This window comes from Gordonia rhizosphera NBRC 16068 (assembly GCF_000298195.1).
Taxonomy (GTDB): Bacteria; Actinomycetota; Actinomycetes; order Mycobacteriales; family Mycobacteriaceae; genus Gordonia; species Gordonia rhizosphera.
The window spans coordinates 1-18147 of record NZ_BAHC01000092.1; the positions used below are offsets into that span (position 1 = coordinate 1).

The window sequence follows — 18147 nt, forward strand, 5'->3', positions numbered from 1 at the left end:
CCCAGGCGCGCATCGACTCCGGCAATCAGCCGCTCATCGGCGTCAACAAGTATCTGGTCGACGAGGACGAGGAGATCGAGGTCCTCAAGGTCGACAACTCCAAGGTGCGCGCCGAACAGCTGGAGAAGCTCGAACGGCTGCGCGCACACCGCGATCAGGCGGCCGTGGACAAGGCGCTCGCGGATCTGACGCGGGCCGCCGCCGAGACCGGCGGTGGTATGGAGAACAACCTGATGGCACTGGCCATCGAGGCCGCCCGCCACCAGGCCACCGTCGGTGAGATCTCCGACGCGATGGAGAAGGTCTATGGTCGCCATCAGGCCGAGATCAAGACCATCAGCGGGGTGTATCGACATGAGGCGGGTGACGTGAGCAACGTCGACGACGCGATCGAGATCGTCCGGCAGTTCGCCGAGGCCGAGGGACGGCGGCCGCGCGTGCTGGTCGCGAAGATGGGCCAGGACGGCCACGACCGAGGCCAGAAGGTGATCGCCACCGCGTTTGCCGATCTCGGCTTCGACGTCGACGTGGGCCCGCTGTTCGCCACGCCCGAGGAGGTGGCCGCGCAGGCCGCGGACAACGACGTGCACGTCGTCGGTGTGTCCTCGCTTGCCGCGGGTCATCTCACGCTCGTGCCGGCACTGCGACAGGCGTTGGAGGCGGTCGGTCGTGACGACATCATGATCGTCGTCGGCGGCGTGATCCCGCCTGGCGACTTCGCGGAGTTGTACGAGGCGGGTGCCTCCGCGATCTTCCCGCCCGGCTCGGTGATCGCCGACTCGGCCGTCGAACTGGTCACCAAGCTCGCCGACAACCTGGGGCTCGAACTGGCCGGGGTCGCCGCCGAGTGACGGCCGAGCAGCGAGGCGCCGTCGCCGCGGGGCGGCGCCAGGTCGACGTCGATGCGCTCGCGGCGGCCGTGCTCGCCGACAAGCGCGCCGACCTCGCCCGGGCGATCACCCTCGTCGAGTCGACGCGCCCGGATCACCGCGCCGCGGCCCAGGAGCTGTTGCTCCGGCTGACCCCGCATGCGGGGAACTCGTTCCGCGTGGGGATCACCGGTGTGCCCGGGGTCGGGAAGTCGACGACCATCGAGACGCTGGGTATGTACCTCATCGAGCAGGGTCACAAGGTGGCCGTGCTCGCGGTGGACCCGTCGTCGACGCGGACGGGTGGGTCGATCCTGGGCGACAAGACCCGGATGGGCCGGCTGTCGACGGAGCGCAACGCCTACATCCGGCCGTCGCCGACCTCCGGCACGCTCGGCGGCGTCGCCAAGGCGACCCGGGAGACGATCGTGCTCGTCGAGGCCGCCGGCTTCGACGTGGTGCTGGTGGAGACGGTGGGCGTCGGGCAGTCCGAGGTGACGGTCGCCAACATGGTGGACACGTTCACCTTCCTGACGCTGGCGCGGACCGGGGATTCGTTGCAGGGCATCAAGAAGGGTGTCCTGGAACTCGCCGACGTCGTGGTGGTGAACAAGGCCGACGGCAAGCATGTCACCGAGGCGAAGTCCGCGGCCCGCGAGCTGAAGAACGCGCTGAAACTGATCCACCCGCACGACGAGCTCTGGGTGCCGCCGGTGCTCACCATGAGCGCCATCGAGAACACCGGCGTCGACGAGTTCTGGCGAACGATTCTGCGCCACAAGGAGATCCTCACCGAGGCCGGCGAGTTCGCGGCGCGCCGCAACCAGCAGCAGATCGACTGGACGTGGGCAATGGTGCGCGACGAGGTGCTGTCGCGGCTCGCGGAGAGTCCCGGTGTGAAGGCCATCCGGACCGACGTCGAGAAACTGGTGAGGTCGGGCGATCTCACGCCGGCACTTGCCGCCGCGCGCATCGTCGAGGCCTTCGACGCCCGATCAGAACACTGATCGCGCCGCTGTCATCGTTCTCGAGACAGGTTGCGGGATGTGTCAGAGTTCGGTCTGGATCGGTGCCGGGGTCGCGGCGACCGCGTCGAGGACCGCGATGTTGTGTGCGACATCGCGACTCTCGCGTTCGGCGATCCGGGTGACCGCGTGATCCAGCGCGCCGGCAAGGCCCGTCGGATCGAAGACGAGCCCTGCTTCATGGGCGACCTGTACATCGCGCGCCCGGATGGTCAGCGGACGCGCGAAGGACGGTTCGTACGCCAAGATCGTCGCGAATCGCCATGCGCTGTCGCGTAGGGCCTTGATCGCCTCGTTGATGACGAAGATCTGGTTGTCGGCGAGGACGGTGTAGATGTCCGCCAGCGCCGGCGAGAGTTCGTTGATGTCGGCGACCACACCGTTGGTCTGGCTGGCCAGCACCGCGTTGATCCGATCGAAGTCCCGGTGAATCGCCGTCAGTCCGGATCGGCCGGCGACCTGCACGGTGGCGATCCCCAGATCGAGGACGATGTGGCTGGTCACCCCGGACAGCATGTGCTGCACGATGATCGGATCGGGATCCTCGGCGTGCTGGAACGTCGTGCGCCACGACCGGGTGGGCTTCGGGTAGTTCTCCGGATGGAACCAGCCGTTGATGGCGTCGAGGTAGCGCGACGCGAAGGCGACGTCGAGTTTCTCCATCCGCGGACCGTCGTCGAAGACGCCGTCGTCGACGGCCACGCCGACCGCCAGCGTGATGCGCTTGTACAGTGCGGCGAAGTAGCCCAGTCGGCTCGGTGCTTGGCCGGCCCACTCGATGATCTCGTCGAGCGCCGCCACCACGTCGGCGATCGTGGTGACGGGCGGTACTGGAGCCGGTGACGGGTCGGGCGGCATATCGGTGATTATCGGCGCGTCCGTCCGCCGTGGAGTGCTGATCGGGGGCAATTCATCTTGTGGACCGACTGATCGAAGGGGGCGCTGACCGTTGTTTCGCTGACAGGTCGAATGCGTTCCGCGGAAAACGGCGGTTGGCGCCCTGAAGTCGACGCCTGAGCGGTGCGCGGATGCGCCGGTGTCGATGGCTGCCCGGTCATGTGAGGTTTTCGGGGTCCGCTGAGTTCTCCGTCACCTCACCCGGTGAGTCACGATAGCCGGGCGCGCACCGCCTGCTTGTCGATCTTGCCGACCGCGGTGGTCGGCAGGGAGGCCACGACCGTCAGTGTGTCCGGCAGTTTGAACGACGCCAGGCCACGAGCGGTCAAGAAGGTCCGCGCGTCGCGGAGGGTGAGAGCTCGGTCGCGTGGATGGTCGGGGGAGACGACGACCACGGCGCAGATCCGTTCGCCCAGTGCCTCATCGGGCAGCCCGATCACCGCGGCCTGACGGATGGCCGGGTGCGCGATGAGGTGTTCCTCCACGTCGTCGGCGGCGACGTTCTCACCGGCGCGCACGATGGTGTCCTTGATGCGTCCGGTGACGGCGAGATGCCCCGACGGCAGCCGGCGCACCCGGTCACCGGAACGGTAGTAGCCGTCGGGGGTGAACGACCGCGCGTTGTGCTCGTCGGCCCGGTAGTAGCCGCGGATCGTGTACGGGCCGCGGACCAGCAATTCCCCCTCGGCCCCGTCCGCCACCTTCTCGCCGTTTTCGTCGACGATGCGGATCTCGTCGAAGGTCGACATCGGAATACCCTGCGTGGTGTGCACAAGGTCGCGGGGGTCGTCGAGCCGGGTGTAACAGATCAGGCCCTCCGCCATGCCGAAGACCTGTTGCACGACATCGCCGAGCGCGGCGTCGATCCCGACCGCATCCGATTCGCCGAGCTTGGCCCCACCGACCTGGAGCAGGCGCAGCGAGGAGAGGTCCGCCGGCTCCCATTCGGTGGCCGCGCGCCACACCTGCGCGAGAGCGGGTACCAGCGCGGTGACGGTCACCCGGTGCCGCTCGATGAGTTCGAAAGCGTGGTCGGGACTGGGATTGTCGGTGAACACGAGATGGCCGGCGACCGACACCGTGCCGAGAATGCCCGGGCAGCACAGCGGGAAATTGTGCGCGCCCGGGAGCGCGACGAGATACGTGTCGTCGACGCCGAGGCCGGTGACCACGGCGCTCCGGCGCGCGTTGAAGACGTAGTCGTCGTGGGTGCGGGCGATGAGTTTCGGCAGGCCCGTCGTGCCGCCGGAGATCAGCAACAGCGCCGGGAGGGAAGGGTTGGTATCGCCCTCGGCCGGGAGGGTGGCCGTGGCCGGGTCGGCGTCCGGCAACGGCGCGAACGGGCCGGGCTCACCGTCGACGAAGACGGTGGCGATCGACGGGACGCGCCCGCACAGCTGCGTGGCCACGTCGCGGTGGTCGAAGCCGCGCCGCCCGTCCTCGGTGATGTAGGCGACGGCGCCGGAACGCTCGGCGAGATGGGCGATCTCGGTGATACGGTGGGCCGGCAGCGTCATCACCGGCACGACGCCGGCGCGCAGCAGGCCGAAGAAGGTGATGGCCAGTTCCGCGGAGTTGTGCAGTTGCAGCACCGCCCGGTCGCCGGGCCGCAAGCCCGCCGCGGCGAGGCCCGCCGCGCGCCGCGCGACCGCGGTGTGCAGCTGTGCGTAGGTCAATGTGCGGGGGCCGTCGATGGAGGCATCGGTGACGGCCGGGCGATCGGGATGATCACGTGCCGCGGATTCCAGCAGGTGCCCGAGCGGACGTCCACCGAACAGACCCGCCGCCCGGTAGCGTTCGGCGGCACCGGCGGAGTGCGGGGCGAATCCGTCGATCAGGTCCGCGGTCCGCGTCATCGGAATCATCGAATCTCGCACGGGCACTTCCTTTCCCTCGTCGATCGGTGTTTCTCCACGGTGGCGCCCCGACCGTGGCGCACGATTGAAGGATAGTTTAGGCTGTCCTAAGCTCGCGTCCGACGAGTGGTCGCCTGCAGAAGGGAATCCGCACCATGTCGCTCACCGTCGACTCACCCTCTCCGGCCCGGAGCGGGAATCATCACCGCGCCCCCGGCGACGCCGCGGAGGCCGCCCGGATCTGCGCGGCCTGGGCCAGGTCGGGCGGGTTCGACGAATACGTGGTGTACGAACGCGACCACCGGTGGGTGTTTGCCGCAGGTGTCCGGGCGCGCATCGTGCTGACCGCGTCGGCGGTGACGGTGACCCACGACGACGTGTCGGTCACCACGCCGTGGCATACCGATCCGTCCGCGGCGCTGGCGGCCGCGCTCGCCTCGCTCGAGATCCCCGACTGGCGTGTGTACGGCTGGGTGGTCTTCGATTACAGTGCGGCGCACCATGATCTGCAGCGACACGTACCCGACGACGCGGTGCTGGCGCAGCTGATCGTGCCGGAGGTCGAGGCACACGTCGATGCTGCCGGCATCGATACCGGTGATGCCGATCCCGCCGTGGCGTCACTCCTGCGTGAACTGGCCGCATCCGCCGCGGCGCCCGGCCCGGCCACTCCGGTGGCCGTCGACTCCGACCCAGACGGCTATCGGGGACGCGTCGGGGCCGCCGTCGCGGAGATCGGCGCCGGACGGTATGACAAAGTGATTCTCTCCCGACGCGTGGACATTCCCTTCGCCGTCGACCTCCCGGCGACCTACGCCCGCGGACGGGCCGGCAACACCCCGGCGCGGTCCTTCCTGCTCTCGCTGGGATCGCTGGCCGCGGCGGGATTCAGCCCGGAACTGGTGGTGGCCGCCGACTCCGACGGCACGGTGGTCACCGAACCACTCGCCGGCACCCGCGCCCTCGGGCGTTCGGGGGACCTCGATGAGTCCGCACGCGCCGAACTGCTGCGAGACGCCAAGGAGATCTCCGAACACGCCATCTCCGTCCGCGCGTGCGTGGACGAGATCGCCTCGGTGGCGTTACCCGGCACGACGGTCGTCAGTGAGTTCATGGCCGTCCGCGAGCGAGGCAGCGTCGCGCACCTCGCGTCGACGGTGCGCGGTGAGTTGGCGCCCGACGCCGATGCGTGGCGGGCACTGGCCGTGCTGTTCCCGTCCATCACCGCGTCGGGGATTCCGAAGGCGCGTGCCCTCGACGCGATCTACCGTCTCGAACCGGATACCCGCGGGCTGTACTCCGGTGCGGTGCTCACCGCGTCGTCGGCCGGCGACCTCGAGGCGACGCTGGCCCTGCGCACCGTCTTCGCGACCGACGACGGGGCCTGGCTGCGTGCCGGGGCGGGCATCGTCGCGCAGTCGACACCGGAGCGCGAGTTCGAGGAGACCTGCGAGAAGCTGGCGAGCGTGGCGCCGTTCGTGGTTCGCCGGGACCGATCAGCCGATCAGCGGTGCCAGCGTCTGTCCCAGCAGTGAAACCCGGCCGGGGACATGGCCGTTGGCGGGCGCGTTGACCGTGAATCCGTCGATGCCGGTCGCGAGGAGGTCCGCGTAGTGTGCCGCGACCTCGTCGGGATCGCCGACGATCGTCGTCGCGCGTCGGATCTCGGCCGCCGGATTGCGTTCGAGATAGGCCTCGAGTTCGGCGACGGCCTCGTCATGGGTCGGGGCGATGCACGCCGAGGTCTGCAGGCTGACGGTGATCTCCGAGCGGTCCCGGCCGAGCCGGTCGCAGTGCGCGGCGAGGGCGTCGAGTTTGCGGCCGATGTCGCCGGGCGCGCAGATGATGTTGGACTCGTCGGCGTACTGCGCGACCATCCGCAGCGTCTTCTTCTCGCCGCCACCGCCGATCATCACCGGGATCTTCGACAGTGGGGCCGGGACGTTGAGCGCATCCTGCACGCGATACCACTTGCCCTCGAGGCTGGGTTTCTCCCCGGCGAGCATGCCCAGGATGATCTGCAGGGCCTCCTCGAGCTTCTCGAAACGGTCGGTGAAGGTGCCGAACTCGTAGCCGAGGCTGTCGTGCTCGAGTTCGAACCAGCCGGCACCGATGCCGAGCTGTCCGCGTCCGCCGGAGACGATGTCGAGAGCGGTCACGGTCTTCGCGAGCAGGGTCGGGTTGCGGTAGGTGTTGCCGGTCACCAGTGACGACAGGCGGACCGTCGAGGTGTGCTGCGCCACCGCGGACAGCAGTGTGTAGCACTCGAACATCGCCTCGTCGGGCGTACCCAGGATCGGCAGCTGATAGAAGTGGTCCATCACCAGCACGGTGTCGAAGCCGGATTGTTCGGCCTCCACAGCCTGGGCGACCACGGTGGGGAAGAGCCGGTCCGCGGGAACGTCGGGATAGGTGAAGTTGGGGATCTGGTAGCCGAGTCGCGTCACGGGATCCGACGCTACGCCCGCGGTCCGGACACCGCAGCAGATTCCCCTGCGAGGCCGTGCGGGCTGTCTGGATTGTCGGATGCGGCAAACGATCTCGCCAACGCGGAGAGCGTCTCGATCAGGTCGTCGAACACCGCGTCGACGTCGGTCGTGGTCGCGATGCGGGCGTTCGGTTCACCCGTCATCGACCGTTCATCGGCGACGGTCATGCCACGCGTGTGCTCACCGGCGAGTTCGACGGCCACGCGCGCGGGCACCGTCTCGACGATGTCCGGCGCGAGGGCGACCATCGCGGCGAACGGATCGTGCAGGTGCGCGATGTAGCCCTCGTCGTGCGCGTGATGGAACTCGAGGTAGAAGCGCAGGGCATCGACGAGGTGCCGGATGAGCACATTGTCGGCGACGGACCGGAGACCGGGCTCGTCGGAAGGATCCGGGCATTCGACGGGGGTGCTGCCCGCTGCCGCCGCGAGCCGGACCAGGTGATCCGGGGTCATCGCCACCGACTCGGTGAGGTCGAGCGAACACACGATCGGCGGTGCGGCCCCGTCCCGTCCGAATGCGGCGAACACCTCGGCCGCGGCCTCCGGGTCCACCGCGACATTCCACTCCGCGACGGGAGTGGTGTTGCCGTGCACGTGGAACGCACCGCCCATGATGACCAGGCGCGCCAACCGGGTCGGCAGTGCCGGATCTCGCCGGATCGCGGTGGCCAGTGAGGTGAGCGGCCCGGTCACCAGGCCGATGAGTTCGCCGGGGCGTGCGGCGGCCGCCTCGATCCAGGCGTCGGCGGCGTCGGTCGGTGCGGCCGATCCGGTGGCCGTCGGCAGTTCGGCGTAGCCGACACCGAGTGGACCGTGGGTGTCCTCGGTGGTCATCAGGTCGGCGACGAGGGGAGTGGGCGCACCGACATGGACGGGGATGTCGCCGCGACCGCACACTTCCAGCCAGGCGAGGTTGTTCGCGGTCACCACGTCGACCGGGACGTTGCCGGCCGTCGACGCCACGGCCACGAGATCGACGTCACGGCGGGCCAGCAGATACAGCAGCGCCACCGAGTCGTCGATACCGGTGTCGCAGTCGAAGAAAACGGGGATCACCGGTTCATTGTGGCGAATGCCCGGCAACGGGAGAACACCAGTCAGGATCACAGCCCGACACGGTGGACATGACGCGCGGTGTCCGTACGGTCGGTGCCATGAGCACACAACAGACTGCCTTCGAGTGGACGGAGACCAATCGCGAGTGGTTGATCGAGAACCCCATCCGGATCGTGGCCTATGTGGTGGCCGCCCTGATCGCACGCTACGTGCTGCATCGGTTGATCGATCGGGCCACCCGTCCGCGGCGGCGTAACGGCGTGGGAGCCGCGCGGCGCGCCCAACGGGCCACCACGATCGGCTCGGTGCTGAAGTCCACGACGTCGATCGTCCTGCTCGTCTGGGTGGTCCTGTCCATTCTCAGTGTGTTGGGTGTCAACCTGGCGCCGTTCATCGCATCGGCGGGGATCGTCGGTCTGGCGATCGGCTTCGGCGCGCAGAACCTGGTCCGCGATTTCGTGTCCGGGGTGTTCATGTTGCTCGAGGACCAGTACGGGGTCGGTGACATCATCGACGTCGGCGAGGCCGTGGGTGAGGTCGAGTCCGTCGGGCTGCGGATCACCACACTGCGCGACATCGACGGCACCCTCTGGTACGTCCGCAACGGCGAGATCGTGCGGGTCGGCAATATGAGCCAGGAATACGCCGTCGCCCGCATCGAGGTCCCGGTCGCGCTGAGCGCCGACGTCGACCGGGCCCAGGAGGTCGCGCTGGAGGCTGCACGAGCCGCTGTGGCCGACGAGGCGATTCGCGACGACGTGCTCGCCGAGCCCGAGATGCTGGGCGTCCAGGACGTCGCCCCCGACCATGATCACGCTGCGGATGACATTGAAGACCAAACCGAACAGTCAGTGGTCGGTGTCTCGCCGCATCCGACGCGACATCCTGCGCGCCTACGAGGAGCACGGCATCGACCTGCCCTATCCGAAGGGCCGTCTCACCGCTCTCACGGGACCGCACACCGGCCCCTCCTGACCGCCCGCTCCCGCCACCCCGCCCGCCCCCTGCGTCGATCCCTAGACCCCGCCCGTCGATCGTGCACACCCGGACGTCGATCGTGCGCACCTGGACGATCGTGCACACCCGGACGTCGATCGTGCGCACCTGGACGTCGAGCGAGCACTGGCATGCACGATGGAAGATTTCCGGCGCACGATGGACGCCTGGGTGCGCACGCTGGACGAAATTCTGTGCACGCTCGACGGGGCCGAACTCAGTTGGCGGAGGCGCCGATGGGTTCATAGACCGCGGCGACCGGGTAGATCTCGACGTGATCCGGCGCCTGGGTATCTCGGCTCGACACCGCGCCGGCGATCAGTGCGGTAGCACCGCATGCGCGCCCGGCCGCGCTGCCACACAGCATCTTTATCTTTGGGAGTGGTTGCCAGCTCCGGGAAGTCGCGCCGAGCGCTATCTGAATACCGTTTCGCGCGCGCAGGGCATTTCGTTGGACGTCGGCCTTGGTCTGTAGAGAAATAGGGTCGATTAGGCGTTTTAACAGTCAGCCTGTTAAATTGTTACCAGGCCGGAGACACCGCGCCACCCATCAAAGCCAAGGGAGACACCATGTCCGCCGCTGACACCACCAACCCGCCCATCGCCGAGCAGTTCGCCGGCGTCGCCGCCGTGATCGACGGGGGAGCATCCGCGATCGCCAAGGCGTTCGACGAGACGCTCGGTGCCTACCGTGGATCGGCGACACGAGTGCTCGACGCCTACGAGAAGACCTCCAGCGCCGCAATCGACTTCGGCAAGGAACGATTCGGCGCGACCGCCACCACCCCAGAGTGGATCGAGAAGATCGTCGCCCCCCAGTCGGCGCTGGTTCGCGACCTCCACGCTTCCGCCATTTCCAGTGTGCGTCGCACCCTCGGGTGATACCCGGTTGTACGTTCGACACATGGGCGCCGAGGTCAACGACTTCGGCGCCCATGTGTCGTGATTGGACCTATCCTCTTCGACGCCGCTCGATCGTCGCCTCACGGAACGTTGTGTACATCTCCTCCAGTGCAGCGCGCTGGGCGTTGGTCAGATCCCGGTCCCGCCGGATCGCTGCAACCACTTCGGTCTCGTCACCATCCTCGCGGGCTCGCTTGGCCTCAGCCGTCAACAGGTCTGCCGACATGTGCAGTTCCGCTGCGATAGCCTCGAGCACACGATTGCTCGGCTCCCGGAGATTGCGCTCGATCTGTGAGAGATACGCATTGGAGATGCCCGCTGCAGAAGCAACCTGACGTAGCGGCATCGAGGCCAACTCGCGTTGCCGGCGGATCAACTCGCCCAACGTCAGCCGTGACTCGTCAGCAACCATGACGTCAGGGTAGCCGCAATGGGTGAGCGCTCGATGCTCTACGGACGTGTGGGCGAGAGGGAGTAGCGGAGGTCACTGGCCGCTGGCCGACGCGACCGAAGGTGCGTCGGTGCGTCCCCTGGCGGGACACGAACTCCGGCCGCGGCGCGGACGCCGTAGTGCCGATCTGCCTGATCGAACTACTGGTCCACCAGTGATCGTGACCTGCGCTCGTACGCCGGCCGCATCTGCGGAACGGCGCGTCTCCCGAACTCTCAGAGAGGAATTGGGACACGCCCTACGGTCCCGTAGCCGCGGCACGATCCCGGGGATCGTCGGTCTCGCGATCGGTTTCGGCGCGCCGGACCTGGTCCGCGATTCTTGACCGCCCGCTCCCACCGTGCCCGCACCCAGCGTCGAGCGTGCGCACCCGGACGTCGATCGTGCACTGGCATGCACGATGGACGATTTCCGGCGCACGATGGACGCCCGGGTGCGCACGATGGACGAAGTTCTGTGCACGCTCGACGGGGCCGAACTCAGTTGGCGGGAGCGCCGATGGGTTGGTAGACCGCGGTGACGGGGTAGATCTCGACGCGATCCGGCGGCTGTAACAGCGCCGGGTCCTCGCCGGGGAGAAGCTCGGTCGCCAAGATGGCCTTTGTGGCGTCGTGCAGGGCTGTCTCGGTGTCCGCGAGTGAGATGACAACCTTGGCGCCGTCGGCGCCACGGCACACGTACGCCGAACGCACCCCCGGTACCGACATCGCCGCCGGGACGATGCGGTGCTCTTCGGCGAACTCGGACGCGGCGACCTGCTCTGGTGGGGCGCGGCGCACTTGTCGCCGCAGGGCAGGGGCACGGTCGGGTCGCGGTGATCTCCGGGCCCGCCGGTGTCGGGAAGACACGGCTGACCGATGTGGTCGACGACATCGCCGGGAACCTGGGCCTGCCCGTTGCCTCCGGACGCGCGGTCGACGACGCGATCCCACGTGGTCTCGTCGTCATCCTCGAAGACCTGCACTGGGCCGACCGGACGTCACTGCTGTTGCTACGTCATCTCGTCGCGGACCTCTCCGGTGCCCGGTTGCTCGTGGTCGTCACCGTCCGGGATCCCGCCGGGCCCGCCGAACAGGAACAGGCGTCGGAGCTCCTGACCGAGCTATTACGCGCTCCGGGCGCGATACCGCTCCCGCTCACCGGACTGAGCTCGGTAGAAGTGCGCCGATGGCTCGACGAGGTCCTTGGGCCCGGTACCGTCACCGACGAGCTCGCCGACCGGGTGCACCGGGGCGCCGACGGCAACCCCCTGCTGGTGCGTCTCATCATCGAAGCGATCCTGGCACACGATGGATCGTCGATCCCGGAGCTGTCGTCGGGGATTCGCGTGAGGCAGATGACGCGGGGCCTTCTCGCCAGGGTCGAGCCGCCGACTCGCGAGATGCTTTCGGCCGCAGCGGTACTCGGTGAACACATCGACCCGACGGTGGTGGGCCGGATGCTGGATCGTCCCGACGTCGAGATCGCCGGTGCTATCGAGGAGGCCACCCTCGCCGGGATACTGCGCTCGATGCCGGGGAGTCTCGCGTTCACCCATGCGCTCGTGCGCGACGCCGTCTACACCGACATCGGCGAGGTGGAGCGCCGGACACTTCATGCGGCTGCCGCCCGAGTCCTCGGTGAGCGCGCGGATTCCGACGACGTGGCCGGCATCATCGCGACCCATTGGCGAAACGCCGGCGACGCGGCGTCCGCCGAGCGGTGCGTCACGTGGGCGCAACGGGCCGCCGACGCCGCGTGGACCTCATACGCACACGACGAGGCAGCCCACTTCCGGTCCATCGCGCTGGAGGCCATGCCGGACGATCGTGAGGGCCGCCGCCGAGATCTGCTCATCGCGGCCGCGCGCGCCGAATTCGCCGCTGGCCAGATCGCGACCAGCCTCGATCGCTGTTGCTGCGCAGCCGATCTCGGAGAGAGTGTCGGTGATGGTGGGACGGTCGCGGAGGCGGCGTTGATCGTCAGTGGAATCGGGTCGGCGCCGGTGATGGGAGTCGTCGACGAGCTGTGCGGTCGGGCGCTCGACATGCTTCCCGACGGGGACCCTGCGTTGCATGCCCGACTGCTCGCCCAGCGTGCGCTCGCCGCTGCCGAACGTGAGGACGTTGCGGCGCTGCGGATGCTGTCGGAGACCGCTCTCGGGCTCGCCGAACGCAGCGCCGACCCCGACGCGCTGCTCGATGCCGTGCACGCTCGCCACTTGGCGCTGACAGCGAGTGGACATGAACGCGAACGCGAACAGCTCGCGCGTCGGGCGATCGCCATCGCGGACCGCGCTGGACAGCCCCTCGCGACGATGTGGGGACACGTCTGGATGGCCGATGCGGGTTTCGGGACAGGCGATCTCGCGCTCATCGAGACAGCGCTGACCGAACTCGAACGCGTCGCCGCCCGACGACACCTCCGCCTGGCGCGGTGGCATGCGCTGCGGCTACGGGCGGCGCTCGCCCTGCTCCGCGGTGACATCGCACAGGCGATCGCCCACAACGATGGGGCGGCGATGCTCGGCGATCGCGGGGGAAACCGACGAGGCACGTGCCGCGTTCGAGGAATTCCGACACATCCCCGACCACGATGGCGGCGGTCCCCGCTGGGTCCCACTTATGACTCAGATCGCTTATGCCGCAGTCATTCTCGATGATGCGGATACGGCGGGAAAGGTCTTCGACCGCCTCGGGTTCCTGCGCGACGACTACGGTCCGGGTGGCGGGGTGAGCAGCCTGGGTGCCTTCGCCCGTGTGCTCGGTGACCTGGCTCGGATCGCGGGCCGGGTCGACCAGGCCATCGAACTGTACGAGAACGCGATCGTCATGAACACGCGTCTCGGCGCGAGACCCTATGTCGCGCTGAGCCGACTGGGACTCGCGATCGCATTGGCCGGCCGTGACGCCGACGGTGACACCAAACGTGCGACGGCGCTCGCACGCAGCGCCGCGGAAGAGTGTCGGCGGCTCGATCTCCCGGGACATCTGCGGACCGCGACCGACCTCCTCCAGGTGATCGACCGCCGCGCGGCGCCGACGCCACCGGAGAACCCCTTGTCGAAGCGGGAGAACGAGGTCGCCGCGCTCGTCGCCGACGGGCTGTCGAACCGGGACATCGCCGGGCGGCTGTATCTGTCCGAACGGACCGTCGAGGCCCATGTGCGCAGCATCCTCACCAAACTCGGCTTCGTCAATCGCACCGAGGTCGCGGCGTGGGTGGTGCGGACGACCTCGGGCGCCTGAGGACCGGTGGTCGTCAGACCGCCACCATCGGCTCGGTCTGCCGCGCTGTCGTCGACCGGAAGCCACGGAAGACCAGGTAGGTGGCGAACCAGATCTCGAACGCGAACACCGGCACCGCGCAGACCATCGCCACGCCGCCCGACTGCTCGATGGCACCGAACAGTTGTGCCAGATTGCTCAGCAGAACGAGCGCGCCGCCGCCCAGACCGAGCAGCGCGATCCCCCTGGGTACCACCTGCGATCGACGCAGCAACTCGGCGATCACCAGGGTGTTGACGCTGATCACGAGTCCCTGACCGGCCAGAAACGCTCCGTCATGTATGCCCACGAGGCTCTCACCGAACGACGAGGTGGCGGTGCCGGGTGTGCCGCGCATCGACAGGATTGCCAGCAGCGGCAGCGTGCCCGCGACGATGACTGACCCCTCGAGGATGCGAAGCGCCGCAAAGCTACCTGCGAGAGCCGGGCCGCGGACACGCAGCGCGGTGAACAGCACCACCCCGTTGCCGACGCAGCCGAGGGCGAGCAGTACCTCGAGTAGGACGCCCACCCGGACGGCCGTGTCGGTCCCGGCGCCCGACAGCCAGCCGGGATCGGTGAGCGACGAGCCGAAGGCCACGACCGCGGCCACCGATGTTATATGGGTGCAGTAATAGAGCAGGCCGGCTAGCAACGCATAGGTACGCATACGGGACATGGGGATTCCGTTCTCGAGGGGACTGAGGAATACACCGCCAAATCGTGTCTACGGCGTATACCGAAAAGGTAGGGTATACGCTGTATATATGTCAACCGAGGCGCGTTCCCGCACGTCACGAGTGGGTCTGGATCGGGATCGGATTCTGCGGACCGCAGTGACCTTGGCCGATGATCTGGGTTTGGAGGCGACGAGCATGCGCCGGATTGCCGAGACCCTCGGCGTGACCCCCATGGCGCTCTACAAGCACGTGGCCAATCGCGAGGAACTCGTGGACGGCATGGTCGATGCGATCATCGCCGAATTCGGCCCGGTGCCCACCGATCTCGGGTGGAAACAGGCGGTGCGCGCCCGCATCCTGTCGGCTCGGGCCGTCATTGTCGGCCACGAATGGGCGAGCACCGCGATCGAGACCCGGACCCGGGCGAGTCCCGCCGTGCTCGCCCACATGGACGCGTTGATGGGGCTGATGTTCTCCGGAGGGTTGTCGGCCGATCTGGTACACCACTCGATGCACGCGCTGAGCACCCGAATGTGGGGTTTCACCCGCGACGTCCTGCCGACCCCGACGATGCCGGAAGACCCGGCCGCGCGGCGGGAGGCGCTCGAGGGTTTCGCGGAGATGTATCCGAACATCGTCACGATGGCGACCACCGCACCGCACGCCGGTGCGGACTGCGACGCCCAGGCCGAGTTCGAGTTCGCCCTTGACATCCTGCTCGACGGTATCGAACGACTGCACGAGAGAGGATGGTCCTCGCAGACCACCCGCTAGCCGGTCCGCACCTGTCCGGTCGCGATGGTGGAGGTGTTGAGAAGCGTGGTAGGCAAGGTTATGTACGACGGATTCTCCGACGGGCCGTTGATCGGCCACTCGGAAGAACTCGTATGGTGGGCCGACCTGCTACAACGACTGCCCCGAACCGGCGGACTCCTCGCGCTGGTGGGCGAGCCCGGAATCGGCAAATCGCGACTCCAGCTTGCATTCAACGAGTCCGCGGGGGCGAAGGGTTTCCGAGTTCTGCACCTGCGCTGCCGCGAAACCGACGCCGCGTCGGCGTATCGGCCGCTGATCGAGGCGCTGGCGCCGTTGTCGCGGCCGGGCGGGCCGCTCGCGGGTGAGGCCGATCAGGTCTATCGCAGTGCGCTGACCACACTGCGACGACTATGGGAGGGCGGCGACCCCGAGACCGCGCCGCTCACGGTGGCCGAGAGTGCCGTCCGGGTGTTGTCGCTGTTGGCGGGAGACCGTGGACTCGTGGTCGCCGTGGACGACGTGCAATGGGCCGACCCGGAGACGCTCGTGGTCCTCGAACACCTCGCCCGCACGGTCGACCTCACCCCGATCGCGTTGACGGTGACGGCGCGTACCGACCCTGTCGGTGCCGCGCGGATCGCCCGCATGGTCGACACACCGGCGGCCCGCGTGACCGAACTCGGCCGGCTGGCACCGACCGAACAGAAGGAGATGGTCGTCTCGCAGCTGGGACGCGATGTCCCTTCTGACGTCATCGAATTCGTGGCCGAGCGCGCCGAGGGTCTGCCGCTGGCCGTCGAGGAGTTGCTGGCTGATCTCCTCCGACACGGCGCCGCCTACCGTGACCACGGCGCCTGGGTGGTGCGTCGCGAACGATTCGTCGGCGTGACGGCGACCTCGATCGCGGCCGCCGTCGAGGCCCGCCTCGCACAACTCGACGCCGACGCGCAGGTTGTCGCCGTGGCGGTCGCCCTGCGCGACGACGATTCGACGTGGGACGACCTCACGCAGATCACCGGACAGCCCGCGGACCGGGTGGCTACAGGGTTGGCCGATCTGGTCACGGCGGATGTGCTCATCTCGGTCGGCCGGGGGCGCTACCGATACCGGCACGGGCTCATCGCCGATGCGGTACTCAGCGCATCCAATCCGTCCATTGCGCAACGGCTCGCGCGCGGGGCCGCGCTCGACCTCCAACAGCGACCCGGCTCAGGGCCCGATCGGGCGGCGCAGATGGCACGGCTGTGGGAATGCGCCGGGGACCCCGACGCGGCCGCGCGGGCGCACATCGAGGCGGCGTCGGGATGGCTGGCTCAGGGGGCGGCCGAGACGGCGATTCTCAGCGCGCGGGCGGCGCTCGCCCGGTCCCGGACAGTCGAGTTGCGGTCGGCAGCGGCGGATGCGCTGAGCGAGGCATTGACCCGCACCGGCAGGTTCGCCGATGCCCTGGCCCTGCAACCCGATGTCCTGACCGACGGTGATGTCCTGACTGGCGGCGACTCGCTCCTCGCGCCGCGGAGAGCGTTGGCCTACTGCCGATTCGCCCGATGTGCGATGGAGATCGGGCAGCCGGATCGCGCCGCGCGCGATCTCGACGCCGCCGAAGCGCTGGATGTCATACCCGTCGAGGTGTACGCGCTGCGTGCAACGCTGGCCTTCGAGGCCGGGGACGCCGACGGCGCCGCCGGGCTCGCCGCGCGTGCCGTCGCGCTCGCCGAGCAGGCCGGAAACCTGCGAGCGCTCGGTTCGGCACTACTGGTGCAGGCGCGTGTACTGCGATCTCGTGACCCGGCCGACGCGATTCCCGGACTGGAACGGTTGGTCGATCTGGCGGCGGAGCACACCATGCCGGTCACATATGAGCGGGCGATGCTGGAGCTCGGCCTGGTCGACCGGTTGACGACCAACCGGGCCGACCGTCTGCTCGAAGCGCGCCGGCTCGCCGTCGAACGCGGTTCTGTGCACACGCGGGCGGTCGCCGAGACCAACCTGTGGCCGGTGCTGGCCGAAAGCGGTGACCTGGCGCAAGCCGAGCGGATGTGCGTGGGTGGTCTCGAACTCGCCGAACGCTACCGGCTGAGGTCCGCGCATCCGGCCAGGACGATGTACGTCATGCACGAGGCCGTGCGTGGGCGCTATACGTCAGCGTCCACGCAGGTCGAAGAGTTGCGGGGTGACCCTTTTGTGGGTGGGGCGGAGCTCTATCTGGAGGTCTTTCGCGGTGACGCGAAACGTGCGCTGGCAGCGATAACGCCGGCGATCCCCGGTCTGATGCGGGTACCCGATGCTCGGGCTGCGCCGGCCCGGGGCCTGTACGCCCTCCTGATGGCGGTCGTCCGCGACGACCCGGAACCCGCGCGGCTGATCGCGCAATCCGGGATCGGCGCCTGGTACAACCGGGGCCTCATCCGGCTCGTCGAAGCCGTGGTGGCGGGTCGGGGTGGTGATCGTGTGGCCGCCGATGCCGCGGCAGCCGAAGGGTTCACCGACCTCGACCGCTTCCCGATCATGGCAGCGGCGGCAGCGGTGATCGTCGCGCCGCGATCCATCGACCAGGGATGGGGTGAACCGGAGACCTGGCTGGGCGCAGCCCGCGAGCTGTTCGCCGACCTCGGCAACGAGACGATGCGACAGCGGTGTGGCGCGCTGCTGCGGGCGGGCGGATTCCCGGTACCGCGCCGCGGACGAGGCGACGCCGAGGTCCCGGCCCACCTGCGCCGGCTCGGGATCACCAGCCGCGAGATGGATGTGCTGCTCCTGGTCGCCCAGCACCTGACCAACGTCCAGATCGCCGAGCAGCTGACGGAGTCGCCGCGGACCGTGGACACCCATGTCAGCCGACTGATCGCGAAGGCGCAGGTGTCCAATCGCTCCGAACTCTCCGCGCTCGTCGGCTGAGCGCGGCATCGGGGTTCCCCCGAC

At 68.5% G+C, this 18147-nt stretch carries 16 protein-coding genes and 1 pseudogene; 9 read left to right on the plus strand and 8 right to left on the minus strand.

What is annotated here, in order from left to right; translation table 11 throughout:
• Both GORHZ_RS10850 and meaB read left to right on the plus strand, forming a co-directional pair.
• On the plus strand, positions 1-851 hold an 851-nt coding region (locus tag GORHZ_RS10850), incomplete at its 5' end, for a methylmalonyl-CoA mutase family protein (protein ID WP_006332938.1).
• Positions 848-1876, plus strand: a complete 1029-nt coding sequence (meaB, locus tag GORHZ_RS10855; RefSeq protein ID WP_006332940.1) for a methylmalonyl Co-A mutase-associated GTPase MeaB — start codon at positions 848-850, stop codon at positions 1874-1876. The genes GORHZ_RS10850 and meaB, both read left to right, overlap by 4 nt.
• 42 nt (positions 1877-1918) lie before the next feature.
• Here the strand turns inward: meaB and GORHZ_RS10860 are convergent, their stop codons facing one another.
• Together GORHZ_RS10860 and GORHZ_RS10865 are read right to left on the minus strand one after the other, a co-directional pair.
• On the minus strand, positions 1919-2752 hold the full coding sequence (locus GORHZ_RS10860; RefSeq protein WP_006332942.1) for a DUF5995 family protein: 834 nt from the start codon (positions 2750-2752) through the stop codon (positions 1919-1921).
• 248 nt (positions 2753-3000) lie between these two features.
• Positions 3001-4647: a (2,3-dihydroxybenzoyl)adenylate synthase gene (locus GORHZ_RS10865; RefSeq protein ID WP_006332944.1), complete on the minus strand. Its 1647-nt coding sequence runs from the start codon at positions 4645-4647 to the stop codon at positions 3001-3003.
• Positions 4648-4802: 155 nt separating this feature from the next.
• Here GORHZ_RS10865 and GORHZ_RS10870 point away from each other — a divergent pair, with 155 nt between their 5' ends.
• The gene (locus GORHZ_RS10870; protein ID WP_006332946.1) at positions 4803-6182 is read left to right on the plus strand and encodes a salicylate synthase; all 1380 of its coding nucleotides are present in this window, start codon (positions 4803-4805) and stop codon (positions 6180-6182) included.
• Here the strand turns inward: GORHZ_RS10870 and GORHZ_RS10875 are convergent.
• A complete protein-coding gene (locus GORHZ_RS10875) occupies positions 6144-7094 on the minus strand; it encodes an LLM class F420-dependent oxidoreductase (RefSeq protein WP_006332948.1) in 951 nt (316 codons plus the stop codon). The two genes, GORHZ_RS10870 and GORHZ_RS10875, sit on opposite strands and share 39 nt — an antisense overlap.
• 11 nt (positions 7095-7105) lie before the next feature.
• A complete protein-coding gene (locus GORHZ_RS10880) occupies positions 7106-8194 on the minus strand; it encodes a nucleoside hydrolase (RefSeq protein WP_006332950.1) in 1089 nt (362 codons plus the stop codon).
• A 98-nt stretch (positions 8195-8292) separates the two neighbouring features.
• Between GORHZ_RS10880 and GORHZ_RS10885 the strand changes: the two are divergent.
• Positions 8293-9169: pseudogene (locus tag GORHZ_RS10885) on the plus strand (mechanosensitive ion channel family protein).
• 238 nt (positions 9170-9407) lie between these two features.
• On the opposite strand, the gene GORHZ_RS30805 reads toward GORHZ_RS10885, so the two are convergent.
• Positions 9408-9557 (minus strand): hypothetical protein, encoded by a 150-nt coding sequence (locus tag GORHZ_RS30805; RefSeq protein ID WP_157205143.1) that lies wholly within the window; start codon positions 9555-9557, stop codon positions 9408-9410.
• Between the two features lie 203 nt (positions 9558-9760).
• Between GORHZ_RS30805 and GORHZ_RS10890 the strand changes: the two genes are divergently transcribed.
• Entirely contained in the window at positions 9761-10072 is a 312-nt protein-coding gene (locus GORHZ_RS10890; protein ID WP_006332954.1) for a hypothetical protein, read from the plus strand.
• A gap of 70 nt (positions 10073-10142) precedes the next feature.
• Here GORHZ_RS10890 and GORHZ_RS10895 read toward each other — a convergent pair whose 3' ends face one another.
• Positions 10143-10505, minus strand: a complete 363-nt coding sequence (locus GORHZ_RS10895; RefSeq protein ID WP_006332956.1) for a helix-turn-helix domain-containing protein — start codon at positions 10503-10505, stop codon at positions 10143-10145.
• A gap of 518 nt (positions 10506-11023) precedes the next feature.
• The gene (locus GORHZ_RS10900; RefSeq protein ID WP_006332957.1) at positions 11024-11323 is read right to left on the minus strand and encodes a hypothetical protein; all 300 of its coding nucleotides are present in this window, start codon (positions 11321-11323) and stop codon (positions 11024-11026) included.
• 35 nt (positions 11324-11358) lie between these two features.
• On the opposite strand from GORHZ_RS10900, the gene GORHZ_RS31580 reads away from it, so the two are divergent.
• Both GORHZ_RS31580 and GORHZ_RS10910 read left to right on the plus strand, forming a co-directional pair.
• Positions 11359-13185 (plus strand): ATP-binding protein, encoded by a 1827-nt coding sequence (locus GORHZ_RS31580; protein ID WP_040531333.1) that lies wholly within the window; start codon positions 11359-11361, stop codon positions 13183-13185.
• Positions 13148-13771, plus strand: coding sequence for a helix-turn-helix transcriptional regulator (locus GORHZ_RS10910; RefSeq protein WP_006332959.1), 624 nt, complete (start codon positions 13148-13150; stop codon positions 13769-13771). The genes GORHZ_RS31580 and GORHZ_RS10910 overlap by 38 nt, the downstream gene beginning before the upstream one ends.
• 13 nt (positions 13772-13784) lie before the next feature.
• On the opposite strand, the gene GORHZ_RS10915 is transcribed toward GORHZ_RS10910, so the two are convergent.
• On the minus strand, positions 13785-14468 hold the full coding sequence (locus GORHZ_RS10915; RefSeq protein WP_006332960.1) for a DUF4386 domain-containing protein: 684 nt from the start codon (positions 14466-14468) through the stop codon (positions 13785-13787).
• Positions 14469-14556: 88 nt separating this feature from the next.
• Between GORHZ_RS10915 and GORHZ_RS10920 the strand changes: the two genes are divergently transcribed.
• Both GORHZ_RS10920 and GORHZ_RS10925 read left to right on the plus strand, forming a co-directional pair.
• The gene (locus GORHZ_RS10920; protein WP_040531335.1) at positions 14557-15243 is read left to right on the plus strand and encodes a TetR/AcrR family transcriptional regulator; all 687 of its coding nucleotides are present in this window, start codon (positions 14557-14559) and stop codon (positions 15241-15243) included.
• A 45-nt stretch (positions 15244-15288) separates the two neighbouring features.
• Positions 15289-18123: an ATP-binding protein gene (locus GORHZ_RS10925; RefSeq protein WP_169330666.1), complete on the plus strand. Its 2835-nt coding sequence runs from the start codon at positions 15289-15291 to the stop codon at positions 18121-18123.
• The last annotated feature ends 24 nt before the right edge of the window (positions 18124-18147 follow it).

What these genes read in the sequence shown, in the direction of transcription:
- GORHZ_RS30805 (WP_157205143.1), bottom strand. Translation starts at nt 9,557, where the DNA reads ATGCTGTGTGGCAGCGCGGCCGGGCGCGCATGCGGTGCTACCGCACTG.
- GORHZ_RS10870 (WP_006332946.1), top strand. Translation starts at nt 4,803, where the DNA reads ATGTCGCTCACCGTCGACTCACCCTCTCCGGCCCGGAGCGGGAATCAT.
- GORHZ_RS10895 (WP_006332956.1), bottom strand. Translation starts at nt 10,505, where the DNA reads ATGGTTGCTGACGAGTCACGGCTGACGTTGGGCGAGTTGATCCGCCGG.
- GORHZ_RS10860 (WP_006332942.1), bottom strand. Translation starts at nt 2,752, where the DNA reads ATGCCGCCCGACCCGTCACCGGCTCCAGTACCGCCCGTCACCACGATC.
- GORHZ_RS10865 (WP_006332944.1), bottom strand. Translation starts at nt 4,647, where the DNA reads ATGACGCGGACCGCGGACCTGATCGACGGATTCGCCCCGCACTCCGCC.
- GORHZ_RS10915 (WP_006332960.1), bottom strand. Translation starts at nt 14,468, where the DNA reads ATGTCCCGTATGCGTACCTATGCGTTGCTAGCCGGCCTGCTCTATTAC.
- GORHZ_RS10890 (WP_006332954.1), top strand. Translation starts at nt 9,761, where the DNA reads ATGTCCGCCGCTGACACCACCAACCCGCCCATCGCCGAGCAGTTCGCC.
- GORHZ_RS10920 (WP_040531335.1), top strand. Translation starts at nt 14,557, where the DNA reads ATGTCAACCGAGGCGCGTTCCCGCACGTCACGAGTGGGTCTGGATCGG.
- GORHZ_RS10910 (WP_006332959.1), top strand. Translation starts at nt 13,148, where the DNA reads ATGACTCAGATCGCTTATGCCGCAGTCATTCTCGATGATGCGGATACG.